Source organism: Rhodococcus sp. WMMA185 (assembly GCF_001767395.1).
In the GTDB taxonomy this organism is placed as follows: Bacteria; Actinomycetota; Actinomycetes; order Mycobacteriales; family Mycobacteriaceae; genus Rhodococcus_F.
In genome coordinates this window covers 931,945-955,095 of sequence record NZ_CP017014.1, presented here as the reverse complement: position 1 = coordinate 955,095, position 23,151 = coordinate 931,945, and the positions used below count along the sequence as shown (strand labels likewise).

Below are 23,151 nucleotides of genomic sequence, written 5' to 3'. Positions count from 1 at the left end.
TCGTCGTGCCAATTTATGCCGCCTACGGGTCGAACATGGATCCGGAGCAGATGTTGCAACGCTGTCCGCACTCGCCGATGGCAGGAACGGGTTGGTTACACGGCTGGCGCCTGACCTTCAGCGGTGAGGACTTCGGCTGGGAGGGCGCCCTCGCCACCGTGGTCGAGGACCCCGATTCCAAGGTGTTCGTCGTCCTGTACGACGTGCCCGAGGAAGACGAGACGAGGCTCGACCGATGGGAGGGCTCCGAACTCGGCCTGCACCGCAAGATCCGTGTACGCGTGGATGTCGACGGCAGCTCCGAACTCGCCTGGCTGTACGTTCTCGACGCCTACGAGGGTGGCCTGCCGTCCGCGCGCTATCTCGGGGTGATGGCGGACGCCGCGGAGATCGCCGGCGCACCTGCCGACTACGTGCATGACCTGCGCACCCGCAACAGCCGTAACGTCGGACCCGGAAAGGACTAGGCCGGAGCGCTGGCGAGCACCAGGTTCGACAGCACCCGTACACCGACGCCGAGCGCCCGCTCGTCCAGGTCGAACGTGGGCTGGTGAATGTCGAACTGCTCGCCGTCCCCTGACCAGACACCTAGCCGGGCCATGGCTCCGGGAACCTTTTCGAGATACCAGGAGAAGTCCTCACCTCCGCCGGACTGCGGAGTGTCGGCTAGTGCGTCGGGGCCCACGGCGCGAATCGCGTCCTCGAACATGCGGGTCGACACCTCGTCGTTGACGACGGGAGGGACACCGCGACTGTAATTGAGCTGATAACTCACTCCGGTGGGCGCCAACAATCCGTGGACGATCTCGCGGACCAGTGGCTCGAGCATCTGCCACGTCTCGTGGTCGCCCGTTCGCACGGTGCCTGCCATCATGCCGGTCTGCGGGATGGCGTTGGGGGCCCGCCCGGCGCTGACGGCACCCCACACCATGACGGTGCCGGTGCGCGGGTCGATCCGTCGACTGAGCATTCCGGGCAATCCCGTGACGACGGTTCCGAGCGCGAACACCAGATCGGTGGTCAGGTGCGGACGCGATGTGTGTCCGCCCGGTGAGTCCAGAACCACCTCGATCGTGTCCGCCGCAGATGTGATCGCGCCGAGTCGGACCCCGACCCGTCCCACCTGAAGCCGCGGATCGCAGTGGAGAGCGAAGATCCGCGACACGCCCTCGAGCCACCCGGCCGCGACGACGTCGAGCGCGCCGCCGGGCATGACCTCCTCGGCGGGTTGGAATATGAGCCGAACACCCACCGGAAGGTCGGGAATCTCGCTCAGTGCCAGGCCGGTGCCGAGCAGGATGGCGGTGTGCGCATCGTGACCGCATGCGTGGGACACACCGGGCACCGTCGACGAGTATGTGGCACCGGTGAGTTCCTGGAGTGGAAGCGCATCCATATCGGCGCGCAACGCGATGCGTGGACCGCTCGATGGTCCGAGGTCACATGTAAGTCCTGTGCCACCGGGAAGCAGTTCGGGAGACAGACCGGCCGCAGCAAGTCGGGTCGCCACGAACTCCGTGGTCGCGTATTCATAGCGCGCCAATTCGGGGTTGGAGTGGATGTGCCGACGCCACTCCGACAGGTCGTCGGCGTGGGCGAGAATCCACTTGTCGACAGCCGCGTTCACCGGCGACCAACTCCTTCCAACAGCCGCTCCCTCTCCGTACCGTCCGTTGCCGCCCGTACCGCCGTGCGAGCCAGCGCGATCGCACCGTCGATTACGGCGCGATCAGCGGATTCCGTGATGCATGCCGCCGCAAACTCGGGTTGATGCGGCACCGCGCCCCCCGTCTCGATTCCGATGACCGGATGAATTCCGGGCAGAACGTTGGTGATGTTGCCCATGTCGGTGCTGCCCAGTGGGCGAGCACCCTCCTCTTCGCGCGGAATTGGTGCCCGTCCCATGTCGACGATCTGCTCTCGATAGGCGGCCACCAGCCACGGATCCGGAGTCAGTTCCGTATAGGTCGGCGATACCGTGCGGATCTCGTGCGTGCAGCCGGTGCCGAGCGCCCCCGCCGCGAAGCACGCCTGAGCTCGCTCGGTCAGTTCCGACAGCGCGGCCGTCGTCTCGGCACGCAGGTAGTAGTGCATCTCGGTGCGCGCGGGAACGATGTTGGGCGCGGTACCGCCGTCCGAGACGATCCCGTGCACCTGCTGCCCCGGCGACAGGTGCTGACGGAGAAGGCCGATGCCGACCTGGGTCAGCGTCGCCGCGTCCGCGGCGTTGCGCCCCAACTCCGGAAAGGCCGAGGCATGCGCTTCTCGGCCGGTGAACGTGACCGTGAAGTCGGCCAGAGCGAGCGATGTGGCCCCGGTGATGTCGTCCGGACCGGGATGCACCATCAGGGCCGCCGCGACGCCGTCGAAGACGCCCCGCTCGAGCATGGCGATCTTGCCGCCACCGCTCTCCTCTGCGGGAGTCCCGATCACCCGCACGGTGATCCCGAGCCGGTCTGCCACCGCGGCAAGCGCGACTCCCGCACCGACCGCGGACGCCGCGATGATGTTGTGCCCGCATGCGTGACCGATCTCCGGCAGTGCGTCGTACTCGGCACAGATGCCGATGACGAGATCGCCGCTGCCGAATTTCGCGTCGAACGCTGTCGGCAGCTCGGCCACCCCAGATACCACGTCGAACCCGTTGGTTTTCAGCAGCTCGGCGACCTTCGCGGCGCTCCGGAACTCCTCGAACGCGAGCTCCGGTTCGCTGTGGATCGAATGCGAAAGCGCGGTCAAGTCCGTTTCGATGGACCTGACCGCTGCCTCTATGTCCGCATTCACTTGCTCATTCTCTCACCCGAAACTGAAGTTGCTCTTGTCTGTCACCGTGGCGAGAGCCGCAAGGGCTTCGTGGTGGATGCCGCGCTTGATGCCCGCGAGGTTGTTGCCGCGGGTCGCCGTGAGTGCGGACGCCCTCGCCACGGCAGCCTCGAGAACACCTTCACCGTCCGCAATCTCGTCGACGATCCCGGCGGCGAGCGCGTCGGAGCCGCCATACCTGCGCCCGGTCGTCATCGCTTCCACCGCGGTCTGCTTGGGCATCCTGCCGTTCACGAGTGCCGACATCCCGATCGTGAACGGCATGTTCAGCGTCACCTCGGGCAGGCAGTAGAACCCGCGGTCTGCCCGCATCACCCGAAAGTCATGGGCCGTCGCCAACATGGCACCCGCACCGAAGCTGTGGCCCTGCACTGCCGCCACCGTGGCCATCGGAAAGGTCAGGAGCCGTCCGTAGATCGCGTTCACCCGGTCGAGGAATCCCGGCAGCGCGTCCGCATTGGAGAAGATCCAATTGGTGTCCAGGCCGTTGGTGTAGAACTTGCCGGTAGCGGTTGTGACCAGCGCGGCGGGTCCCTCATGCGCTTCGACTTCGTCCAACGCGGCATTGGTGGCGTCGATCCAGTCCGGATTGAAGCGGTTCTCGTTGTCCGTTTCGCCCTCGTTGCCGAGGTAGAGGATGAATACGTCGCCTTTGCGATCGAGATATGGCATGAGTGGAAGACTATCGCCTCATGGGAACGTCAGACGCCGCGGCCGCCGCGCTCGCCGCGCACACGAACTGCTCGGAACATCCGATCGCCGTCGTCCTCGGATCGGGATGGAACGCCGCCGCGGACCGGTTCGGGGAACCACTCGCCACGGTGTCGATGGATGATCTACCGGGATTCGCCCCGCCGTCCGCCGTCGGCCACGCCGGGACGATCCGTTCGGTGGACGTGGGTGGGCGGCGGGTCCTCGTCCTGCTCGGCCGGACCCATGCCTACGAGGGCCATCCGCTGTCGTCCGTCGTTCACCCGGTTCGCACTGCGATCGCAGCAGGCGCACACACCGTCATCCTGACCAACGCGGCGGGGGGCATCCGCGAGGGCTACGCCGTCGGCCAACCGGTCCTCATCAGTGATCACCTCAACCTCACGTCCCGGTCCCCGCTGGTCGGAGCTGAGTTCGTCGATCTCGTCGGAGCGTACGACCCCGAGCTGAGGGCCATCGCCCGCGAAATCGACGGCTCGCTCAGCGAAGGCGTCTACGCGGGACTGCCGGGCCCGCACTACGAGACCCCTGCCGAGATCCGCATGCTGCGCACGCTGGGCGCGGACCTGGTCGGCATGTCCACCGTCCACGAGACGATTGCCGCCCGCGCACTCGGTGCTCGTGTCTTGGGGATCTCGTTGGTCACCAACCTTGCCGCCGGCGTCACAGGCCAGCACCTGGACCACCAAGAGGTACTGGCTGCGGGCAAAGCCTCTGCAGACCGCATGGGCAGACTCCTGCGAGAACTCGTGGAGCGACTGTGAGCGATCCGATCGCGGACTGGATCGCCGCCGACCCCGACCCGGCTTCGAGAGCGGAACTCGCGACCCTGACCCCCGACGAACTCGCCGACCGTTTCACCGCACCACTGAGTTTCGGCACTGCAGGCCTGCGCGGCCCGGTGCGTGCTGGACCGAACGGCATGAACGTTGCCGTGGTGATCCGGACGACGGCCGGGCTGAGCACCTGGCTGAAGGGCCGCCATCCGGAAGGATCGACTGTGGTGGTCGGCCGCGACGCCCGGCACGGCTCGGAGAAGTTCGCGAGCGCTGCGGCAGAAGTCCTCGCCGCCGCCGGGTTCTCCGTGATCCTCCTCCCCCGCCCGCTCCCCACCCCGATCATCGCGTTCGCGGTGCGTAGGCTCGGAGCCGTCGCGGGCGTCCAGATCACCGCCTCACACAACCCCGCCGCCGACAACGGATACAAGGTCTACCTGGACGACGGCGCCCAGCTGGTCTCGCCGTGCGACCGGGAGATCGAGGCATCCATCGCGCGAGTCGGACCGGCCAATCTGGTACCCCGCGCGTCGGTCACACCGACCTCGGACGAACTCGTCGACCGCTATGTCGAACGTGTCGCGTCCCTTCCCAGAGGGAACTCCCGGACGCTGCGGATCGCGCTCACACCGCTGCACGGTGTCGGCGGCGACACCGCCGTGGCCGCGCTGAGGGCGGCCGGATTCACCGACATCCACACCGTGCAATCACAATTCCCACCGGACCCCGACTTTCCGACAGTCGAGTTCCCGAACCCCGAGGAGCCGGGGGCGTGCGACGCACTGCTTTCGCTCGCGGAAGAGATCGAGGCAGACCTCGCGCTGGCTCTCGATCCCGACGCCGACCGGTGCGCGGTCGGCGTCCGAGGCCCGGACGGCTGGCGAATGCTCCGCGGTGACGAGACCGGAGTACTGCTCGGCGAGCACGTCCTGGAGTCGGCACCACCAGACTCTCTGGTCGCGACGACGATCGTCTCGTCGGCACTGCTTGGAAAACTAGCGGCCGCTCGCGGTGCACGCTTCGCCCGAACGCTCACCGGATTCAAGTGGCTCGTCCGCGCGGGGGAAGGACTGGTATACGCCTACGAAGAGGCGATCGGATACTGCGCCGACCCGGAATCGGTGCGCGACAAGGACGGTATCTCCGCCGCCGTGCTGGTCGCCGACCTCGCCGCGACCAGGAAAGCCCAGGGGTCCACGCTGCTCGACAAGCTCGATGACTACGCGCTCGAGTTCGGGCTACATACCGGCGATCAGGTATCGCGGCGCGTCACCGACATCGCGGACATCGCCTCGATCATGGATCGCCTGCGGTCGAACTTGCCGACGGTGTTGGCCGAAGAACCCGTGGTGGCAACTGATCTGGTAAACGCGCATGTCCAGTCCCGGACCGATGCCGTCGTCCTCTCCGGCAACTCCGTCCGAATGGTCGTGCGTCCCTCTGGAACGGAGCCGAAGCTCAAGTGCTATCTCGAGGTCGTAGTCCCGGTTGCGGACCGATCGGCATTGCCCGCCGCACGCGAGATAGCTTCGAATCGACTGAACCTGTTGCGCGAGTTCGCCGAAGCGCTGTGACCGAAAGCCCTCAACGCGAACAGGACTGACTGTTCCGGCACCGATGAGGCCGCGACGATCGAAGCGCCCCGGTCAAGTCACTCGTCGATCATAATTGTGACGAGCCTCACAGCGATTGTCGTTATGCGAGCGCAATCGCATTTTCCGGTGCCGGCACACGTCGGCCACGGCCGGAAGTTGTCGTGTCGTTCTCCCACTCGAACGTAAGAACCGTGTTAACTTTCTTCTGGCACAACAGGAGCCAGTAATGCCTGTCGGGGGGATTCGATCACGCAATACGACCGGTACCGCCAGGTGTTGTCATGCCCGCACGCGTTCGTGTGCGGTGAGTCGAATGAAAGAGGATCGATGAAGAAGTCAGTTCGCACCACAGCTACAGCACTGCTCGCCGCACCTCTCGCCGCCGCCATGTTCGCGGCGCCCGCCAACGCAACCGGAAGTAGCTCGTCGGACCTGTTGGGCTCGTCGGGCGGAGACGAACTCGTCACGCTCAAGGCTGATGTTGATGGCAACGATGTCACTGTGAGCATCGTCAACGGATACGACCACAGGGTCAAGTGCAGCATGACCGCGACGAACGGCACCGAGGAAGAAGACTTCGGTGGCGAAGCCCCGGCCCCCAGGCTGGCCACCACGCCTTACACGTTCGAAGGCGTAGCCGACGGCGTCTACACCGCGCCCTGGACCTGCGAGGCATCTGGCGGCGAAGGCGGGCCGTGGGCTGGCGAGCTCACCATCACCGTAGGAGACGCTGACACGGGCAGCCTGGGCAGCGCGGATATTCTGGGCAGCGTGAAGGAGGCGTTCGGAAACCTGTTCGACAGCCTGGGTAGCACCGGCGACGACACCGGCGACGGCGACGCCGACAACGAAGGCGGTTCGCTGGAATCGATCTTCGGCAGCCTGGGAAGCACCGGCGACGACACCGGCGACGGCGACGCCGACAACGAAGGCGGTTCGCTGGAATCGATCTTCGGCAGCCTGGGTAGCACCGGCGACGACACCGGCGACGGCGGCGATAGCTGATCCAATACCGCGAAGGCCCCGCCGATTGGCGGGGCCTTCGTCGTATTGGGGAGTTCCGCGCGGAGCGGGCAACAGTCTGGTGGTCCATCCCAGAGTTGCCGGCGAAACGTGACCGGTTCTCGCGCAACGGCCTTCGGCCCATACCGTTTGCTAGACAACAAGCCCATCACGAACTCCGTCTGGACGTCACCGTCCCGATTCGGGTTCGCTCGGCAAGCCCAGCGCCAATGAGATAGGTGCTGAATCAGCTGAGCCTGTTACGCGGAATACCCTGCCAACCTCGCCCATCGCAAGGTCAGGGGCGTCATCGTCTTCCGTCCTGCACACACTGCGCACCTTCCAAAGCCAACGCGCATCGACTAACGATGTATCGCTACGTGAACGGATTTCTGTTTTCGCCCTACGAACGCGAATCCATGTTAATTTTTCTCCGGCACAACAGGAGCCAGAGATACCTGCCGGAGGGATTCGATCACGTAATACGCCCAATACCGCCAGGTGTTGTGATACCCGCACGCGTTCGTGTGCGGAGAGTCGAGTGAAAGAGGACCGATGAAGAAGTCAGTTCGCACTACTGCAACAGCACTACTCGCCGCACCTCTCATTGCCGTCGCGTTCGTGGCGCCGGCCAACGCCGAAGACGGCGGCGACACCGCAGGTTCGGTGGATACAATCCTCGGCAGCCTGGGTGGAGAAGCCGGTGACGGCGGTGACGGCGGCGACGGCGGAGCCGATGAGCCGGGCGCAGGCAGCCTGGAGGACATTCTCGGTGAACTGCTCGAGAACCTCGACCTCGGCAGCGGTGACGGCGGTGACGACGGTGACGGCGGCGACGGCGGAGCTGGCGGTGATGGCGGCGACGGCGGAGCCGATGAGCCGGGCGCAGGCAGCCTGGAGGACATTCTCGGTGAACTGCTCGAGAACCTCGACCTCGGCAGCGGTGACGGCGGTGACGGCGGCGATGGCGGCGACGGCGGAGCCGATGAGCCGGGCGCAGGCAGCCTGGAGGACATTCTCGGTGAACTGCTCGAGAACCTCGACCTCGGCAGCGGTGACGGCGGCGACGATGATGGCGGCGACGACTGAGAGAACTGAAACACGGCCAGTTGTAGTTCGCTAACTGAGCCCTGAACAACGAGGGCCCCGCCAGTCCGGCGGGGCCCTCGCCTCATTCAGAGCAACTTCTACTCGTACCGAATTCGGTCGAACCGACTGCGGGAGTTCACCATCCACGCTGTGATGAGTCCCACAGAAGGGTCCCTTTCTTCCGTGCAGCAGCACCTTCGGGTACCGCGGTAGCGGACTCCTTGTTCACATCCTTTTCGTCGGCTTTGTTCGCCCGGCGAGGCTCCACACTTCGGTGTTAGGTTCTCCCGGCACGCAAGACCAGCCGTATCCGCTGGGGTATCCAACCGGACTCTACGAGCGGGTAATCGCTTGGCGCTCTTGCGGTATCCGCACGCATCTGCATGCGGCCAGTTGAACGAAAGAGGATCAATGAAGAAGTCTGTTCGCGCCGCAGCAACGGCCATACTCGCCGCTCCCCTCATTGCCGCCGTGTTCGCAGCTCCGGCAAGCGCAGAGGAGCACGACCTGGTCACGCTCACGGCTGATCACGACGGTACGACCGTTACCGTCAACATCGTCAACGACCACAACAAGGATGTGACGTGCAGCTGGAACGCGGAGCACGAGTCAGCACCCGAGAACTCGTTCGGAATTGCCGACGAAAAGGTTAAGAAGAACAAGACTGAGACGTTCACCGAAGAGAACGTCGCCGAAGGTAGCTACACCCTCACCTGGAACTGCTCCCAGCGTGACAACAGTTGGGGAACAGGCGATGACGGCACGGCCGCGCCAACTGAGTTCACCATCGGCGACGACAATGATGGTGGGGGCACAGGCAGCTGGGGCTCCCTCAGTGACTTCGACTTCGGCAATCTGATCGGCAACCTTGATTTCCTCGGAAGCCTGGGCTCCGATAACCAGGACGACGGCTCCGCCGGACAAGAGTAGACAGCGGACAGCTCGGATTCCGGTAGCTGATCCAAGACGAGGAAGGCGCCGCCCATTGGCGGGGCCTTTCCTTGTTGGGGCAACTTCCGGTCGTGCCACCTCAGTAGTGGCCGATGACAAGACAGCGCCGATCAGATCGAAGACGCAATGCGCCGTCGGTGTTCGGATATGCGCAATCGTAGTTGTGACGAGGCTCACACTGATACCTATCCTGAGACGGCAGCACCACTTTCGGGCGCCGACGACGAATGCGTCGTTCACATCCCCGGCATCGCACCCTCTAGATAAGCGCGGTGTTGTCAACTACTGCTAAATTTGGCCTCGCACAACAGGCGTCGGCAACATCCGGCCGGGAATCCCACATGGACCCCTGGTTGATCGTGGCCACCCTGGCTGCACTACCGCCCACACGCAGAGACCTGCGGCCACTTGAACGAAAGAGGATCCATGAAGAAGTCTGTTCGCACCGGTCTGACGGCAGCGCTCGCCGCCCCTCTCGTTGCGGCAGTGTTTGCCGCACCAGCGAGTGCGGCACCCAATGACGTCAGGCTCTCTACTGTCCTCAACGACAACGACTTCTCCATCACTTTCGTCAACGACAGCCAGAGCCGGGTGGAGTGTGATTGGCTGGCAAGAAGCGCCACGTCTCGGTACCACAATGAGCACGTGATCGTCGAGGCCGGCAGTCAGTCCCCTATCTCGGTGTCAGGCGTCGCCGACGGCGACTACCGCGTCACCTGGCTTTGCACGGACAACGGTGGCAACCAGTGGGGAACGGAGGCCAATCCTCCGACAGACTCGCCGGAAGACTTCACTGTCGGGTCGGGCAACCCCGGCAACCCCGGCAACCCGGGTAACCCAGGCGGCATGGGTAGCTTGGGTTTCGGTCGCTAATCTTCCGGGCGCCATCAGCGCGGCGCCGAACTGGCCCCGCGCTGCCTGAACCCAGGAACGAGAAAATCACCCCGCGTCTGCCAGAGCTTTGACGAGCTGCTTCGCCGGGGCTGTTCCGCACGCGCAAAGGCGTTCTCGGACGCCGCGACGACGAACAGCCCGGTTGCGTCGGCGGCATCGAATCCGCCACGACGAACCCACACCATCGATGCCGGATTCACGGCGGCGACAGACGCCCGCAGGGTTCTGACCAGTTATTTCGGACGGACTCACGGCCCGTGCCACCCCTTTCTCCATAGCCCTGCCCGCACGCTGCCGCGTGCGTTCACACGAACCGAAAGGAAGATCTATGAAGAACTTTGCTCGCACCGGTGCAACCGCGGTACTTACTGCCCCCCTCCTCGCTGCCGTGTTCGCGGCGCCGGCCAGCGCAGACCCCAGCGACGTCACACTCTCGACTTCGGTCGACGGCAACGATGTCACCGTCAGTATCGTCAACAACACCCAATTCCAGTTGACGTGCAACTGGACCGCGGCGAGTGAGACGTCACCCCAGAACCAGTACACAGACGGCGGACTCGTCGGGGAGAACGGCAAGGTCTTCGACGCGCAGACCGTCGCAGATGGCAGCTACCTGGTCAACTGGGTGTGCGACAAGATGTTTGCCCCCGAGGAGCAGTGGGGTACCCCCGATTTCGCTGACTCTCCGACAACTGAGCCGGAAGAGTTCACTGTCGGGCAGCAACACGGCGGCTCAGGCAGTTTGGCCGACCTGTTGAAGCGCTTGTTCAGTTGATCCAGAGGCAACGAAGGCCCCGCCGGTCGGCGGGGCCTTCCCTCGTTGGCACAATGTTGTCAACTAGTGACAGGCCAGTCCCCGACCGGATCCCCTCAGCGTGGACCGAACTGACGATCTCCCGCGTCGCCGAGACCGGGCACGATGAAGGCGTCCTCGTCGAGTCGCTCGTCGACCGCAGCCGTGACAAACCGCACGGGAAGTCCCGATTCCGAAAGTGCAGCAACACCTTCGGGCGCAGCGACGACGCACACGGCAGTAACGTCCGTGGCACCTCGGGCGACGAGTAGCTCGATCGTGTGAATCATCGAACCGCCGGTCGCCAGCATCGGGTCCAGGACGTAGACCGGGATGTCCGAAAGGTCTTCAGGAAGCGACTCCATGTATGGCTTCGGAAGATAAGTCTGCTCGTCCCGGGCCATACCCACGAAACCGACGCGCGCGTTCGGTATCAGCATGCTTGCCGGCTCCACCATGCCAAGCCCCGCGCGCAGGACCGGGACGAGCAGGGGCGGATGGGCAAGCCGGACACCTTTAGTGGTGGTAATCGGTGTGACCACGTCGAATGTCTCGACCGGTGCTTCGCGCGTCGCCTCGTACACCAACATGTATGTCAGCCTTCGCAACGCCGCGCGAAACGTGGCATTGTCGCTGCGCTCATCGCGCATGGTGGTCAGGAGGGCCGCTGCGAGCGGGTGGTCGACGACGAGGGTATTCATGGGCGAAAGAATAGGGGCACGTTAGCGAAGACTCATAGGAGAGTGACGTTCTGTAAGACGTGGGTGGAACCGATTGGGGCTCGGCGACGTCCAATTAGGATGATGCGGGGATCAAATCCGACTGGGGGGATGACGATGCAGGACTTGACAGCGGACACCATGAGCATCAGCGATTTTTCCGCAACCACCGCTGTGATGTCGGCGCAGATGCAAGCGGCGGGGATCGGTATCGCGGCTACGGGGCCGTCGCTGCTCGGGCCGGTCTTCGGAGTGATCGGCGGCGAGTTTGTCGCAGCGTTCTCCGCCGCGCATGCCGCGCATCTGGCTTCGATCGAGAAGCTGTCCGGCGTGCTCGACGCGATCAGTGCCGTGGCCCTGGCGAACTGCGCCGACTACCAACGCGCCGACACCGCCACCGCGGCCGCACTCGCAGCGAACGCCGCCGGACTGGACGTCTGGTCGTGATTCCCCTTGATCAGCTCACCCGCCCGATAATCGACCTGCTCGGGGCATTAGGCACGGACATTCCCGCAACCGGTGGGCCTGCCGATACTCTGCGCGCGTCATCAGAAGTCATCGACGCCGTCCATGACACCGGACGGACCGCTATCAGCTCGATCCATGGCGCCTGGCAAGGCAGCGTCGGCACCGCCGCGATCACGAAGACCGAGGAGGCTCAGCGGTCCCTGATCGCGGTCTCCGACCGCGGCAACGAGTTGGCTGCCGTTGTGACCGAGGCCTCCGAGCTCGTGCGGACAGGCAGGCTGCGGCTCAGGGAGATTCTGCAGTCGTTCATGTCCCTTGCAGTCTCGGCAGGCCCGACCGTGGTCACCCCTTCCGGCCAAGCAATGATCATCGCGGCCGCTCTCGATCACCTCGAGCGAGCCGCCGCAGTCGTCGAGTCGGTGCGGGCCGAACTCCGCGAGCAGACCGGCGCGCTGATTGCCCTGGCGTCTGCGGAAGATGTTCCAAACGCACCGTCCGCGACCATGCCCGCTTGCACCGGGGCCGCGTCGGCCACAGCCGTTTCACCCGCAAGTTCCGGTGGGGCGAGCCGCGTAGCGGCGGGTATGACTCCTCCACAGGCCATGTCGCCGATGCTCGGCCTGATGAGGCCGGTGTCGAGCGTCCTGTCTCCGAGCGGGGGCGGGAGGTGGACGCACGCCGTCCACGGCACGTCCTGGGGTACCGCTCGCGGACCATCCTCGCCGGATTCCTCGTACAGCGGTGACGGCGTCGAAGTGACGTTGCCTGACGGCAGCACCGCGCTCGCCCCGACCAGGGAGGCAGCCGAAGCTGTCCGTAACGCGCTGTCGCAACAGGGCGTCCCCTACGTCTGGGGTGGAACGTCACCCGGCGTAGGACTCGATTGCAGCGGACTGACACAATGGGCGTACGGCGAAGCGGGCGTGAGCATTCCGCGCTTGGCGCAGGAGCAGAACGTCGGTATGGCTGTGAATCCGGGCGACCTCATGCCCGGTGACCTCGCCGTCTGGGACGGCCACGTGGCGATGGTGATCGGCAACGGCCTACTCGTGGAGGCCGGAGATCCCGTGCAGGTCGGCCCGATTCGTACCAGTACCACCGGAATGGCCTTCTACGGGTTCTATCGGCCGACCTGACGTTGCAAGCTACACGGAAGCGCCGTGGTTCTGGACCCTCTAGTGGTTCTGGCAGCCTCCAAGCTGGGCCGCCAGAACACCGCAGACATCGACCGGGTGGAACCGCACCCATTCCGTACCAGCGCTACGCGAGTGTGAAGTCAACTAACACTTGTCACGGCGCACCCCGACCGTAGGTGTACTCCCCGGTGTTCCAGTTCATGGTGGCGTGGTAGTTGAATCCGCTCATCGAGCCATCGCCGTTGTCCTTGGTCGCGGCAAAACACTGGAAGACCGTAGTCACCTCTGTGAGGTCGTCAGTAGAGCCTCCACCAACCGGTGAGCAGGATACGTCGAGCACCGGGCCGGTCATGAAGCCCTTCTCCACGTGCTCCTCTGCCATCTCCTGGACGCTGGACTCGATACCGGTCACCGCTCGCGCGCGCAATGCGCGTTCGTTCTCATCCTCAGCTTCCTGCGCGGCCCGCTCATTGGCAAGGCGCGCGGCCTCCTCATCCGCGGCAATCTGCGCTGCGAGGGCTACCGCCTCCTGCTCTGCTCGCACGCTCGCGTCGTGCGAAACCTTCCAGATCGTTCCACCACCCACGGCGACAAGACCCACTACTGCGATCGCGATGAGCACTTTCTTGGACGGCCTTTTGCGTGACACACTCGACGACTTCGTCTCGGGTTCCGGAATGTCCAGCCACTTGGTTCCGTCCCAGTAGCGTTGCCCGCCATCCGGCGCTGGGTACCACCCCGCGGGTACGGTATCGGGTTGTTCAGACAATGTTGAGCCTCTTTCTATCAGGCTGATAACTGCAGAACCATTCGACATGCGTCGAGGCTCTTATCCTTGATGAATCGAACCGATGACAAATCGGGTGAAGACACGAAATGCCCTGTCGTAGTGAAAGAATAGGATTCCATAGGATCGCATTCCTTCACAACGAAGGGGCATCTCGCAGATGCGAGTCTCTCATACCCACCGGATATCGCGTCGCAGTTCGAATATCCGAAATCTGTTGTCACTCGTACAGTACAAGTTGGTGAGGTGCTGCCCGGATCGACATCGCGCCGATCGCGAACCACCAAGCAGCGGCAAGCTGTGTTCCCAAAGTTGAGTCCTGCATCCAGCGAGAAGGAGCACGAGAGGAGGGAAAAGCGAGCATGGTCCGTTTCATGCGGCGCATACGACCATCCACCCCATCGGACCACAAGCTCAGCACCCGCCGACACGTCGAATATCACATCGAACACTATTCGGTTCTCAGGCTTCAGCGCTCTTCTCCCTCGGTGTTGCAAGCCCCCCGTAGCGGAGCTGTCCATCGAAGATCCAACGTGAACTTGGGTGGGGCGTCCGGGTAACCGTGCATGTCTTGACTCGATCCGTCCAACAGCACGGGAACCGATAACCAACAGCGCGCGTCCAACCACATATGGCCATCGATCCGAAATGCCCGCACCTCGAGGACGCCATCCGCTTGGAGCTGCAGTGTCACCGGGACTGGAAACCTCGACGGTCCGGGCCGGTCCGAGGCCTCAGCAGCCGTCCCTCCGAGTGCGGCGAGGAATTCGAGGAGAACGGCACACCTCGACTTTCGGCGCGAGCAATCCGGAGCCGGATCCAGTGGGTACAGTCCCCAGAAATCCAGCGATCCTTAAAGTGTCGTGACTCGTGTCTCTACGGCTTCTACCGACCAACCCCGTGAGACCAACCCAACGAGAGGAATCATGTTTCCGCCCACCCCGCCCTCGGCCGGAACGACGGCCGCAGTGACCAACCGCTCCGGCACGATCTCGGTCAAGACCACCGAGTACGGCCTTCCGGTCGAACTCCGCATCGATCCGCGCGAACTCCGCTACGGGGGGCAGCGCCTCGCCGACGAGATCCTGACGCTGTGCCGTCGGTCGGCAGCCGAGGCCGGGGCACGGCGCCGCGACGAACTCGCCTACGACGGCATGCCCGCCCAGCTGCTTGACAAACTCGGCCTTCCTACGCGGGCCGACGTAGCCGCGGCGCAGGTGATCGAAGACGTGGAAGAACCCACCCCGACCAGTTGGATGAGGCAAGTGTGAGCGAGCATGACATGGATGCGGTTGTCGGTCGAGCAACCGAAAAGGTGAACCTATTAGAAGAAGCCCTTTCCGGTCTCCAGTCGATCAAGGCGCGTGCGTCGAGTGAGTCCGACCAGGTCACCGCAGAGGTGGACGGGAACGGCAATCTGACGGGACTCTGGATGGACGATTCCATCTCCACCCTCGACGCCCGCACACTCGCGGCACTGATCACGAGCACGACTCACGAGGCCGCCCGCCTCGCCACCGAACAACGTGCGCAAGTCATGCGGGCACTTCAGGACGCCTTCAGCAAGGTGTAAGCCTGCCCTGGCTACTAGTTTCTGCGCCGTGTCGATAGGCTCGCGCCATGGCTGGAGACATCGTCCCTATCGAGCTCGGTCTCACCGACGGCGACCTCGTGACACTGTGGGCACCACTGTGGCGTGAAGGCGACGACGAGTGGGAAGCATTCCTAGGCCACGAAGACGACCTTTACGGGTTCGAATCAGTGGCGGAGTTAGCTGCCTTCATCCGCACGAACACCGACAACGATTTGGCCGAGCACCCCGCATGGAGCGTCGTGTCGGGGCTGTCCGCCGCCGAGCTCGAACCCGAGGAGAGCTTCTCCTTCGACCTGATCGGCGTTCCCGAGCTTGCCGCGAGCGACCCCGAGGACCTGATCGTCAGCAAACTCGAAGACACGCTCAACATGGTGCGCAACATCGGCGAGGTCTGCGACCTGGACCCGGTTACCAAGTTCTTCAACGCGAACCCCATTCTCGGCGCGCTCGCCGCAGGCGTCAGCGTGTTCGAGGGGCGCGAGGGCGAGGAGCGGTGGGGCCAGATCGGCACCGCCATCGCCAAGAGCTGGGACGAGGTGCTCGACGCCGTCGATGCCGTCGTGGCGACCCCCGAGGTGGACGCCGAGGCGGTAGCCGTAGCCGAGGCTGAATTGGTGGCAGCCGACGAGAACACCGTCGATGTGGACGACGTCGTCGAGGAAGCCGAAGACGACGCGGAATTCGTCTCCCTCGATGCCGACGAGGAAGAGGACGAGAGCGACGAGGAAGAGGATTCGTTCTGGAGCGAGGTGGGTGTCGACCCCATCAAGATCATCACCTCAGGAGAAACGTACTTCACCCTCCGCTGCTATCTGGGCGACGATCCGATCTTCCTCGGTCGTGAGGGGACGATATTCGTGTTCACCTCCGAGCGTGCGCTCGCCCGATTCCTGGCCGACAACCATGAGCACGCGCTCGCCAAGGTCAGCACGTACGAACAGATTCAGGTGGCGGCGGTCGACGGGTCACTCGAGGTCGAGGTCACCGACGGCAATGTCTACGTCCTGCCGGGCCTCGCCGACGACTTGGCCGCCGGGCCCAAATCGGTCGACCCCGACCAGCTCGATCTCGCCGTCGAGTTGTTCACCGATGCAGCCGGGTTCGCCGGCGACGAATCGGTGGAAGCCGCACTCGCCGTCTCCAATCCGCTCGGCTGGTACGTGTCGTTCGTCCTGGACCAGGACCCGACGCGGTTGGCGCCGAGCGCACCTTACGACACCGAAGCCGAGGCGTGGCGAGCACTCGAACGCGAGTTCGAGGCCCGCCTGCGGGAGGAATGAGCAGGCCCGCCTGCGGGAGGAATGAGCAGGCCCGCCTGCGGGAGGAATGAGCAGGCCCGCCTGCGTGGAACGAGAATCAGCCCACGAGGACGGCGAACCCCGGCTTGATGACCTCATCGATCAACTGAAGTCGCTGGTCGAAGGGGATGAACGCCGACTTCATGGCGTTGATGGTGAAGCGCTCGAGATCCGTCCAGCCGTATCCGAACGTGTCGACCAGTCGCAGCATCTCGCGGCTCATGCTGGTATCGCTCATCAGGCGGTTGTCGGTGTTCACGGTGACCCGGAAGCGCAGCCGGGCCAGCAGGTCGAACGGATGGTTCTCGAGCGCGTCGACCGCACCGGTCTGGACGTTGGAGCTCGGACACAGCTCCAAGGGAATCCTCTTGTCCCGCAGATAGTTCGCCAGCCTGCCCAGCACGGGGATGCCGTCTTCGCCGATATGAATGTCATCGGCGATGCGGACCCCGTGGCCGAGTCGATCCGTCCCACAGAATGCGATGGCCTCGTGGATGGAGGGCAGACCGAATGCCTCCCCCGCGTGGATGGTGAAGTGCGCGTTGCTTCCCCGCATGTACTCGAAGGCATCGAGATGGCGGCTGGGCGGATTTCCGGCTTCGGCCCCGGCGATGTCGAAACCGACGACGCCGCGGTCGCGGAACCGAACCGCCAGTTCCGCGATCTCCCGGGAGCGTGCCGCGTGCCTCATCGCGGTGAGGAGCACCCCGATCCGAATCCGCCGGCCATCGGATTCGGCCGCGGACTCACCCGCTCGAAAGCCGAGCAGGACCTGCTCGACGACCTCGTCCAGGGTGAGGCCCTCCTCGAGATGCAGCTCGGGCGCGAAGCGGATCTCTGCATAGATGACGCCGTCCTCGGCGAGATCCTCGGCGCACTCACGGGCTACCCGTTCGAGCCCGGCGGGTGTCTGCATGACGGCGACAGTGTGTACGAACGTCTCGAGATATCGCTCGAGCGAGCCACTGCCTGCGGCTTCCCGAAACCACTCCGCAAGTGCCGGCGCAGTTGTTGCGGGCAGCGCATCGTAGCCGGTGTCACGGGCGAGCTCGAGAACCGTCGCAGGCCTCAGACCCCCGTCGAGATGGTCGTGCAGCAACACCTTCGGCGCTCGGCGCAGGGCCGACAGATCCAGTGCGGTCATGCGTCGACGTTATCCCGACGGAATGTCGATCCGCTCGATGACGAGTGATTGATTTGCCGACGCCGCGCCCTCGGAAATGGTCCATGCGTCGGTAAGCGCGGCTTTCGCCGCCGCGAACTGTTCGGGTGTGTCGGTGTGGAGTGTGGCGAGGGGGGTTCCCGCGGATACCTCCTGCCCTGGCTTGGCGTGCCACTCCACACCTGCCCCAGCCTGCACTGAATCACCCTGACGGGTGCGTCCGGCGCCGAGGCGCCACGCGGCCACCCCCACCGCCATGGCGTCGAGCCCACACACCACACCGTCCGATTCGGACACCAGCACTTCGGTGTGCCGGGCCTGCGGCAACGGGGCCTCGGGGTCGCCGCCCTGGGCACCGATCATCTTCCGCCAGTGGTCCATGGCAGACCCATCCCTGAGCTTGTCGGCAGGGTCGATTCCGTCGATTCCGGCTGCATTCAACATTTCTCGTGCCAGCACGAGGGTGAGTTCCACAACATCGGACGGACCGCCTCCGGCGAGCACGTCGAGCGATTCCCGAACCTCGAGGGCGTTGCCCGCGGTGCGACCGAGAGGTGCGTCCATCGCGGTCAGCAGCGCCGTCGTCGCCACGCCGGCGTCGTTTCCGAGATCGACCATCGTCTGGGCGAGTTCCCGCGCGTCGTCGAACTTCTTCATGAACGCGCCCGATCCAACCTTGACGTCCAGCACGAGCGCACCGGTGCCCTCGGCGATCTTCTTGCTCATGATCGAGCTGGCTATCAACGGGATCGATTCGACCGTCCCGGTTACGTCGCGGAGCGCATACAACCGCCGATCAGCCGGCGCGAGGTCTGCTCCCGCCGCGCAGACCACGGCACCGACAGCGCGGTCGGACAGGATCTCGACCATCTCTGTGGTGTCGAGGTCGGCGCGCCAACCGGGGATCGACTCGAGTTTGTCGAGGGTCCCGCCGGTATGCCCGAGCCCCCGTCCCGACAGCTGAGGTACGGCCGCACCGCACGCGGCGACGAGCGGCGCGAGCGGGAGCGTGATCTTGTCGCCCACACCGCCCGTCGAGTGTTTGTCCACGGTGGGACGGCCGAGGTGGGTGAAATCCATGCGCCGGCCGGAGGAAATCATCGCGGTGGTCCAACAGCTCACCTCGGCGCGCGTCATCCCGCGGAAGTAGATCGCCATGGCCAGTGCCGACATCTGTTCGTCGGCCACGACCCCGCGGGTGAATGACTCGACGACCCAGTCGATCTCTGCGCCGGACAGTTCTCTGCCGTCCCGCTTGGCGGCGATGATCGACGCGGCATCATGCATGGCGGAGCCTTTCCTCCTCCTCCGGACCGAACGCATCCGGCAGCAGTTGCTCCATTCGACGCGGGCCCGCCTTGTGGTCGACGAGCAATCCGGGGCCGCCGTGCTCGAAGAGGATCTGGCGGCAGCGGCCACACGGTACGAGGATCTCGCCACCCTCACCACAGCAGGTGATTGCGACCAACCTTCCTCCGCCACCCGCCATGAAGTTACCGACAAGTACACACTCCGAGCACAGGCCCAGGCCGTGTGAGACATTTTCCACATTGCATCCGACGACGATTCGCCCATCGTCCACCAACGCCGCCGACCCCACCACAAATCCCGAGTACGGAGCGTAGGCCCGGCTCACCGCCCCACGCGCGTTGTCGCGCAACAATTTCCAATCGATCTCGACCATAGTTCTCCATCCAATCACGCGCACTGAATGGATGCAGAGATTCACTCTGGATCGCCGAGCCTGCAATGGACAGGCAAACCTAACTTTCTTCGCACCGGGCGGTACGAACTCGGAGGTGAATTAGTTCCCCCCTTTTGGTTGGGTTTAGAGTCACAGAAGTCGGTTCAGGATCACGTCGAGTCCCACGTTGAACGCAGAAGCTGCGCAGACTCGGCCCCGTCCACCAATGACCTTGGAGGCACAGCACTCGATGAGTACTACGACTGAAGCCGCTCCGGCCAAGGAGCGCACGCGGTCGCTTTACCGGGGCGACCCCGGAATGTGGTCCTGGGTACTACACCGGATCACGGGCGTATTGACGTTCTTCTTCCTTTTTGTGCACGTGCTCGATACCGCACTGGTGCGCGTGAACCCCGATACGTACGACAGCGTCATCGAGACCTATAAGAACCCGATCGTCGGCCTCATGGAAATCGCGCTCGTCGCCGCAGTGCTGTATCACGCACTGAACGGCGTGCGGGTGATGCTGGTGGATTTCTGGTCCAAGGGACCGCAGTACCAGCGCCTGATGCTCTGGGTAATCCTCGCGATCTGGTTCCTGGTGATGATTCCGGGGGCAGGCCGCATCTTCTACAACATGTTTGCGGGGCACTGACCATGACTGCATCTACCCACGGCCCCGAAGCCAAGACGCTGGGCAAGACCTACGACCGGCCCGCCAGCCTGGACAACCCGCGCTCCCCGCGCCGAGCCTCGAAAAACAACTTCGAGCTCTATGCCTGGCTGTTCATGCGATTCTCCGGGCTCGCGCTGATCTTCTTGGTGCTCGGCCACCTTTTCATCATGCTGATGCTCGACGACGGAGTGCAGCGCATCAACTTCGCATTCGTCGCCGGCCGCTGGTCCAGCCCGTTCTGGCAGGTCTGGGATCTGACAATGCTCTGGCTCGCCCAGTTGCACGGCGGAAACGGGCTCCGCACAGTCATCGCGGACTATGCCCGCAAGGACTCCACACGCTTCTGGCTCAACACGATCCTCGCTTTGTCGATGATCCTGATCATGGGCCTCGGCACGTACGTCATCTTCACATTCGACCCCAATATCTCGGCGAGCTAGGGGAGCACAGTTTTCATGCAGGAACACCGTTATGACGTGGTCATCGTCGGTGCCGGCGGTGCCGGTATGCGCGCAGCGATCGAAGCCGGTCCCCGCGCGCGCACCGCGGTACTGACCAAGCTCTACCCCACCCGCAGCCACACCGGCGCGGCTCAGGGCGGTATGTGCGCCGCGCTGGCGAACGTGGAGGAAGACAACTGGGAGTGGCACACCTTCGACACGGTCAAGGGCGGCGACTACCTCGCCGACCAGGACGCGGTCGAGATCATGGCCAAGGAAGCCATCGACGCCGTACTCGACCTCGAGAAGATGGGCCTGCCGTTCAACCGCACGCCCGAGGGAAAGATCGACCAGCGTCGTTTCGGTGGTCACACCCGCGATCACGGTAAGGCGCCGGTGCGCCGCGCATGCTACGCGGCGGACCGTACCGGCCACATGATCCTGCAGACCCTGTACCAGAACTGCGTAAAGCACGACGTCGAGTTCTTCAACGAGTTCTACGCTCTCGACATCGCGATCACCGAAACGGAGAACGGCCCCGTCGCGACGGGTGTCATCGCGTACGAGCTGGCGACCGGCGAGATTCACGTCTTCCACGCGAAGTCAATCGTGTTCGCCACGGGCGGCTCGGGCCGGATGTACAAGACGACGTCCAACGCCCACACCCTCACCGGCGACGGCATGGGCATCATTTTCCGCAAGGGTCTTCCGCTCGAGGACATGGAGTTCCACCAGTTCCACCCGACAGGGCTGGCAGGGCTCGGCATCCTCATCTCCGAGGCCGTTCGTGGTGAGGGCGGCATCCTCCGCAATGCCGACGGCGAGCGGTTCATGGAGCGTTATGCCCCGACCATCAAGGATCTCGCGCCCCGCGACATCGTCGCCCGGTCGATGGTGCTCGAGGTTCTCGAGGGGCGCGGAGCCGGCCCGAACAAGGACTACGTCTACATCGACGTCACCCACATCTCCGAAGAAGTCCTCGACGAGAAGCTCCCCGACATCATGGAGTTCTCCCGCACCTACCTCGGTGTGGACCCGGTCACCGAACCCGTTCCGGTGTACCCAACCTGCCACTATGTCATGGGCGGTATCCCGACCCGGATCAACGGCGAGGTCTTGCGCAACAACGACGAGATCGTGCAGGGGCTCTACGCCGCCGGTGAGTGCGCCTGCGTCTCGGTACACGGCGCGAACCGTCTCGGCACCAACTCGCTGCTCGACATCAACGTCTTCGGCCGTCGTGCCGGCATCGCCGCGGCCGAGCACGCGAACAGCACCGAGTTCGTGGACCTGCCGGAATCGCCCGCGACGATGGTCGAGGAGTGGATGGCCACGATCTTGTCGGAGCACGGCCACGAGCGCGTCGCGGACATCCGCACCGAGCTGCAACAGTCCATGGACAACAACGCCTCCGTGTTCCGCACCGAGGAGCGTCTGACCCAGGCACTGAAGGACGTTCGCGCGCTCAAGGAGCGCTACAACCACATCACGGTGCAAGACAAGGGCAAGCGCTACAACAGCGACCTTCTCGAGGCCGTCGAACTCGGATTCCTTCTCGAGATGGCGGAGGTGACCGTAGTCGGCGCGCTCAACCGCAAGGAATCGCGCGGCGGCCACGCACGCGAGGACTACCCGGACCGCAACGATGCCGAATACATGAAGCACACGATGGCCTACAAGGAGGGCGACGGCCTGCTCTCCGACATCCGTCTCGACTACAAGCCGGTGGTCCAGACCCGCTACGAGCCGATGGAGCGTAAGTACTGATGAGCGCACCTGTAGTCGACAAGAGCGAGAACACGGCGAGCCTTCCCCCGGTCCCCGAGGGCGCCGTCATGGTCACCCTCAAGATCGCACGGATGAATCCGGAGTCCGGCCAGGGTCAGTACTGGGACAGCTTCCAGGTTCCGGCCCTGCCGACCGACCGCATGCTGAACCTGCTCCTGTATGTGAAGGGCTACCTCGACGGCACCCTCACGTTCCGGCGTAGCTGCGCCCACGGAGTGTGCGGTTCGGACGCCATGCGGATCAACGGCGTGAACCGCCTGGCCTGCAAGATCCTCATGAAGGACATGCTGCCCAAGGACGGCAAGCCGGTCACGATCACCGTCGAGCCGATCAAGGGCCTGCCGGTGGAGAAGGACCTCGTCGTCGACATGGAACCGTTCTTCGACGCGTTCCGTGCCGTGAAGCCGTTCCTCATCACCAGTGGCAACGAGCCCACCCGCGAGCGCATCCAGAGCCAGCAAGACCGGGCACGTTTCGACGACACCACCAAGTGCATCCTGTGTGCGTGCTGCACGACGTCGTGCCCCGTGTACTGGAGCGACGGTAGCTACTTCGGTCCGGCAGCGATCGTGAACGCTCACCGGTTCATTTTCGACAGCCGCGACGAGGGGGCTTCCGAGCGCCTCGACATCCTCAACGACAAGGAGGGTGTGTGGCGCTGCCGCACCACGTTCAACTGCACCGACGCATGCCCCCGCGGCATCCAGGTGACCAAGGCAATCCAAGAGGTCAAGCGCGCACTGCTGTTCGCGCGGTAGACGTTTG

25 protein-coding genes are annotated in these 23,151 nt (G+C 64.3%); 17 read left to right on the top strand and 8 right to left on the bottom strand.

Annotated elements, in window-relative coordinates:
• Positions 1-5 precede the first annotated feature (5 nt).
• A complete protein-coding gene (locus BFN03_RS04225) occupies positions 6-467 on the top strand; it encodes a gamma-glutamylcyclotransferase (RefSeq protein WP_070377963.1) in 462 nt (153 codons plus the stop codon).
• Here the strand turns inward: BFN03_RS04225 and BFN03_RS04220 are convergent.
• The 3 genes from BFN03_RS04220 to BFN03_RS04210 are packed head-to-tail and all read right to left on the bottom strand — an operon-like array spanning position 464 to position 3,495.
• A complete protein-coding gene (locus BFN03_RS04220) occupies positions 464-1,627 on the bottom strand; it encodes a M20 family metallopeptidase (RefSeq protein ID WP_070377962.1) in 1,164 nt (387 codons plus the stop codon). The genes BFN03_RS04225 and BFN03_RS04220 overlap by 4 nt on opposite strands.
• Complete coding sequence (locus BFN03_RS04215) at positions 1,624-2,784, bottom strand: M20 family metallopeptidase (RefSeq protein WP_070377961.1); 1,161 nt, start codon at positions 2,782-2,784, stop codon at positions 1,624-1,626. The genes BFN03_RS04220 and BFN03_RS04215 overlap by 4 nt, the downstream gene beginning before the upstream one ends.
• A gap of 12 nt (positions 2,785-2,796) precedes the next feature.
• Complete coding sequence (locus BFN03_RS04210; RefSeq protein WP_070377960.1) at positions 2,797-3,495, bottom strand: enoyl-CoA hydratase-related protein; 699 nt, start codon at positions 3,493-3,495, stop codon at positions 2,797-2,799.
• Between the two features lie 20 nt (positions 3,496-3,515).
• Here BFN03_RS04210 and BFN03_RS04205 point away from each other — a divergent pair, with 20 nt between their 5' ends.
• The 7 genes from BFN03_RS04205 to BFN03_RS04170 all read left to right on the top strand — a co-directional run bounded on the left by BFN03_RS04205 (position 3,516) and on the right by BFN03_RS04170 (position 10,616).
• The gene (locus BFN03_RS04205; RefSeq protein WP_070380602.1) at positions 3,516-4,298 is read left to right on the top strand and encodes a purine-nucleoside phosphorylase; all 783 of its coding nucleotides are present in this window, start codon (positions 3,516-3,518) and stop codon (positions 4,296-4,298) included.
• Positions 4,295-5,884, top strand: coding sequence for a phospho-sugar mutase (locus BFN03_RS04200; protein ID WP_070377959.1), 1,590 nt, complete (start codon positions 4,295-4,297; stop codon positions 5,882-5,884). The genes BFN03_RS04205 and BFN03_RS04200 overlap by 4 nt, the downstream gene beginning before the upstream one ends.
• Before the next feature lie 348 nt (positions 5,885-6,232).
• On the top strand, positions 6,233-6,910 hold the full coding sequence (locus BFN03_RS04195; RefSeq protein WP_070377958.1) for a hypothetical protein: 678 nt from the start codon (positions 6,233-6,235) through the stop codon (positions 6,908-6,910).
• 552 nt (positions 6,911-7,462) lie between these two features.
• Positions 7,463-7,996 carry a hypothetical protein gene (locus tag BFN03_RS20900; RefSeq protein ID WP_070377957.1) on the top strand — a complete coding sequence of 178 codons (534 nt, stop codon included), beginning with the start codon at positions 7,463-7,465 and terminating at the stop codon, positions 7,994-7,996.
• Between the two features lie 411 nt (positions 7,997-8,407).
• Positions 8,408-8,926 (top strand): hypothetical protein, encoded by a 519-nt coding sequence (locus BFN03_RS04185; RefSeq protein ID WP_070377956.1) that lies wholly within the window; start codon positions 8,408-8,410, stop codon positions 8,924-8,926.
• A 447-nt stretch (positions 8,927-9,373) separates the two neighbouring features.
• Complete coding sequence (locus tag BFN03_RS04180; protein ID WP_070377955.1) at positions 9,374-9,820, top strand: hypothetical protein; 447 nt, start codon at positions 9,374-9,376, stop codon at positions 9,818-9,820.
• A 349-nt stretch (positions 9,821-10,169) separates the two neighbouring features.
• A complete protein-coding gene (locus BFN03_RS04170) occupies positions 10,170-10,616 on the top strand; it encodes a hypothetical protein (RefSeq protein ID WP_070377953.1) in 447 nt (148 codons plus the stop codon).
• A gap of 95 nt (positions 10,617-10,711) precedes the next feature.
• Here BFN03_RS04170 and upp read toward each other — a convergent pair whose 3' ends face one another.
• Positions 10,712-11,335 carry a uracil phosphoribosyltransferase gene (gene upp / locus BFN03_RS04165; protein ID WP_070377952.1) on the bottom strand — a complete coding sequence of 208 codons (624 nt, stop codon included), beginning with the start codon at positions 11,333-11,335 and terminating at the stop codon, positions 10,712-10,714.
• Between the two features lie 135 nt (positions 11,336-11,470).
• On the opposite strand from upp, the gene BFN03_RS04160 reads away from it, so the two are divergent.
• Both BFN03_RS04160 and BFN03_RS04155 read left to right on the top strand, forming a co-directional pair.
• Entirely contained in the window at positions 11,471-11,800 is a 330-nt protein-coding gene (locus BFN03_RS04160; RefSeq protein WP_070380601.1) for a type VII secretion target, read from the top strand.
• Positions 11,797-12,957, top strand: coding sequence for a C40 family peptidase (locus BFN03_RS04155; RefSeq protein ID WP_070377951.1), 1,161 nt, complete (start codon positions 11,797-11,799; stop codon positions 12,955-12,957). The genes BFN03_RS04160 and BFN03_RS04155 overlap by 4 nt, the downstream gene beginning before the upstream one ends.
• A gap of 154 nt (positions 12,958-13,111) precedes the next feature.
• On the opposite strand, the gene BFN03_RS04150 is transcribed toward BFN03_RS04155, so the two are convergent.
• Positions 13,112-13,726, bottom strand: coding sequence for a DUF2510 domain-containing protein (locus BFN03_RS04150; protein WP_070380600.1), 615 nt, complete (start codon positions 13,724-13,726; stop codon positions 13,112-13,114).
• A 944-nt stretch (positions 13,727-14,670) separates the two neighbouring features.
• Here BFN03_RS04150 and BFN03_RS04145 point away from each other — a divergent pair.
• From BFN03_RS04145 to BFN03_RS04135, 3 genes are read left to right on the top strand one after another with little or no spacing between them, the layout of a single operon-like run.
• Positions 14,671-15,015 carry a hypothetical protein gene (locus BFN03_RS04145; protein WP_070377950.1) on the top strand — a complete coding sequence of 115 codons (345 nt, stop codon included), beginning with the start codon at positions 14,671-14,673 and terminating at the stop codon, positions 15,013-15,015.
• Positions 15,012-15,317 (top strand): YbaB/EbfC family nucleoid-associated protein, encoded by a 306-nt coding sequence (locus tag BFN03_RS04140; protein WP_070377949.1) that lies wholly within the window; start codon positions 15,012-15,014, stop codon positions 15,315-15,317. The genes BFN03_RS04145 and BFN03_RS04140 overlap by 4 nt, the downstream gene beginning before the upstream one ends.
• A gap of 47 nt (positions 15,318-15,364) precedes the next feature.
• On the top strand, positions 15,365-16,618 hold the full coding sequence (locus BFN03_RS04135) for a primosomal protein (RefSeq protein WP_070377948.1): 1,254 nt from the start codon (positions 15,365-15,367) through the stop codon (positions 16,616-16,618).
• A gap of 76 nt (positions 16,619-16,694) precedes the next feature.
• Here the strand turns inward: BFN03_RS04135 and BFN03_RS04130 are convergent, their stop codons facing one another.
• Genes BFN03_RS04130 through BFN03_RS04120 form a run of 3 tightly spaced genes read right to left on the bottom strand, consistent with a single transcriptional unit; the run spans position 16,695 to position 19,482 of the window.
• Positions 16,695-17,780 carry an adenosine deaminase gene (locus BFN03_RS04130; RefSeq protein WP_070377947.1) on the bottom strand — a complete coding sequence of 362 codons (1,086 nt, stop codon included), beginning with the start codon at positions 17,778-17,780 and terminating at the stop codon, positions 16,695-16,697.
• Positions 17,781-17,789: 9 nt separating this feature from the next.
• Positions 17,790-19,085: a thymidine phosphorylase gene (locus tag BFN03_RS04125; RefSeq protein ID WP_070377946.1), complete on the bottom strand. Its 1,296-nt coding sequence runs from the start codon at positions 19,083-19,085 to the stop codon at positions 17,790-17,792.
• Entirely contained in the window at positions 19,078-19,482 is a 405-nt protein-coding gene (locus BFN03_RS04120) for a cytidine deaminase (protein WP_070377945.1), read from the bottom strand. The genes BFN03_RS04125 and BFN03_RS04120 overlap by 8 nt, the downstream gene beginning before the upstream one ends.
• 319 nt (positions 19,483-19,801) lie before the next feature.
• Between BFN03_RS04120 and sdhC the strand changes: the two genes are divergently transcribed.
• From sdhC to BFN03_RS04100, 4 genes are read left to right on the top strand one after another with little or no spacing between them, the layout of a single operon-like run.
• The gene (gene sdhC / locus BFN03_RS04115; RefSeq protein WP_070380599.1) at positions 19,802-20,137 is read left to right on the top strand and encodes a succinate dehydrogenase, cytochrome b556 subunit; all 336 of its coding nucleotides are present in this window, start codon (positions 19,802-19,804) and stop codon (positions 20,135-20,137) included.
• A 2-nt stretch (positions 20,138-20,139) separates the two neighbouring features.
• On the top strand, positions 20,140-20,598 hold the full coding sequence (locus BFN03_RS04110; protein WP_070377944.1) for a succinate dehydrogenase hydrophobic membrane anchor subunit: 459 nt from the start codon (positions 20,140-20,142) through the stop codon (positions 20,596-20,598).
• Positions 20,599-20,613: 15 nt separating this feature from the next.
• A complete protein-coding gene (gene sdhA, locus BFN03_RS04105) occupies positions 20,614-22,365 on the top strand; it encodes a succinate dehydrogenase flavoprotein subunit (RefSeq protein ID WP_070377943.1) in 1,752 nt (583 codons plus the stop codon).
• Positions 22,365-23,144 (top strand): succinate dehydrogenase iron-sulfur subunit, encoded by a 780-nt coding sequence (locus BFN03_RS04100; RefSeq protein ID WP_070377942.1) that lies wholly within the window; start codon positions 22,365-22,367, stop codon positions 23,142-23,144. Before sdhA ends, BFN03_RS04100 begins: the two co-directional genes overlap by 1 nt.
• Positions 23,145-23,151: the final 7 nt, after the last annotated feature.

Excerpts from the sequence above, each read along its gene's own strand:
- BFN03_RS04180 (WP_070377955.1), top strand. The coding sequence starts at position 9,374 with ATGAAGAAGTCTGTTCGCACCGGTCTGACGGCAGCGCTCGCCGCCCCT.
- BFN03_RS04145 (WP_070377950.1), top strand. The coding sequence starts at position 14,671 with ATGTTTCCGCCCACCCCGCCCTCGGCCGGAACGACGGCCGCAGTGACC.
- BFN03_RS04130 (WP_070377947.1), bottom strand. The coding sequence starts at position 17,780 with ATGACCGCACTGGATCTGTCGGCCCTGCGCCGAGCGCCGAAGGTGTTG.
- BFN03_RS04205 (WP_070380602.1), top strand. The coding sequence starts at position 3,516 with ATGGGAACGTCAGACGCCGCGGCCGCCGCGCTCGCCGCGCACACGAAC.
- BFN03_RS04160 (WP_070380601.1), top strand. The coding sequence starts at position 11,471 with ATGCAGGACTTGACAGCGGACACCATGAGCATCAGCGATTTTTCCGCA.
- sdhA (WP_070377943.1), top strand. The coding sequence starts at position 20,614 with ATGCAGGAACACCGTTATGACGTGGTCATCGTCGGTGCCGGCGGTGCC.
- BFN03_RS04110 (WP_070377944.1), top strand. The coding sequence starts at position 20,140 with ATGACTGCATCTACCCACGGCCCCGAAGCCAAGACGCTGGGCAAGACC.
- BFN03_RS04170 (WP_070377953.1), top strand. The coding sequence starts at position 10,170 with ATGAAGAACTTTGCTCGCACCGGTGCAACCGCGGTACTTACTGCCCCC.
- BFN03_RS04210 (WP_070377960.1), bottom strand. The coding sequence starts at position 3,495 with ATGCCATATCTCGATCGCAAAGGCGACGTATTCATCCTCTACCTCGGC.
- BFN03_RS20900 (WP_070377957.1), top strand. The coding sequence starts at position 7,463 with ATGAAGAAGTCAGTTCGCACTACTGCAACAGCACTACTCGCCGCACCT.
- upp (WP_070377952.1), bottom strand. The coding sequence starts at position 11,335 with ATGAATACCCTCGTCGTCGACCACCCGCTCGCAGCGGCCCTCCTGACC.
- BFN03_RS04185 (WP_070377956.1), top strand. The coding sequence starts at position 8,408 with ATGAAGAAGTCTGTTCGCGCCGCAGCAACGGCCATACTCGCCGCTCCC.
- sdhC (WP_070380599.1), top strand. The coding sequence starts at position 19,802 with ATGTGGTCCTGGGTACTACACCGGATCACGGGCGTATTGACGTTCTTC.
- BFN03_RS04135 (WP_070377948.1), top strand. The coding sequence starts at position 15,365 with ATGGCTGGAGACATCGTCCCTATCGAGCTCGGTCTCACCGACGGCGAC.
- BFN03_RS04120 (WP_070377945.1), bottom strand. The coding sequence starts at position 19,482 with ATGGTCGAGATCGATTGGAAATTGTTGCGCGACAACGCGCGTGGGGCG.
- BFN03_RS04125 (WP_070377946.1), bottom strand. The coding sequence starts at position 19,085 with ATGCATGATGCCGCGTCGATCATCGCCGCCAAGCGGGACGGCAGAGAA.
- BFN03_RS04100 (WP_070377942.1), top strand. The coding sequence starts at position 22,365 with ATGAGCGCACCTGTAGTCGACAAGAGCGAGAACACGGCGAGCCTTCCC.
- BFN03_RS04195 (WP_070377958.1), top strand. The coding sequence starts at position 6,233 with ATGAAGAAGTCAGTTCGCACCACAGCTACAGCACTGCTCGCCGCACCT.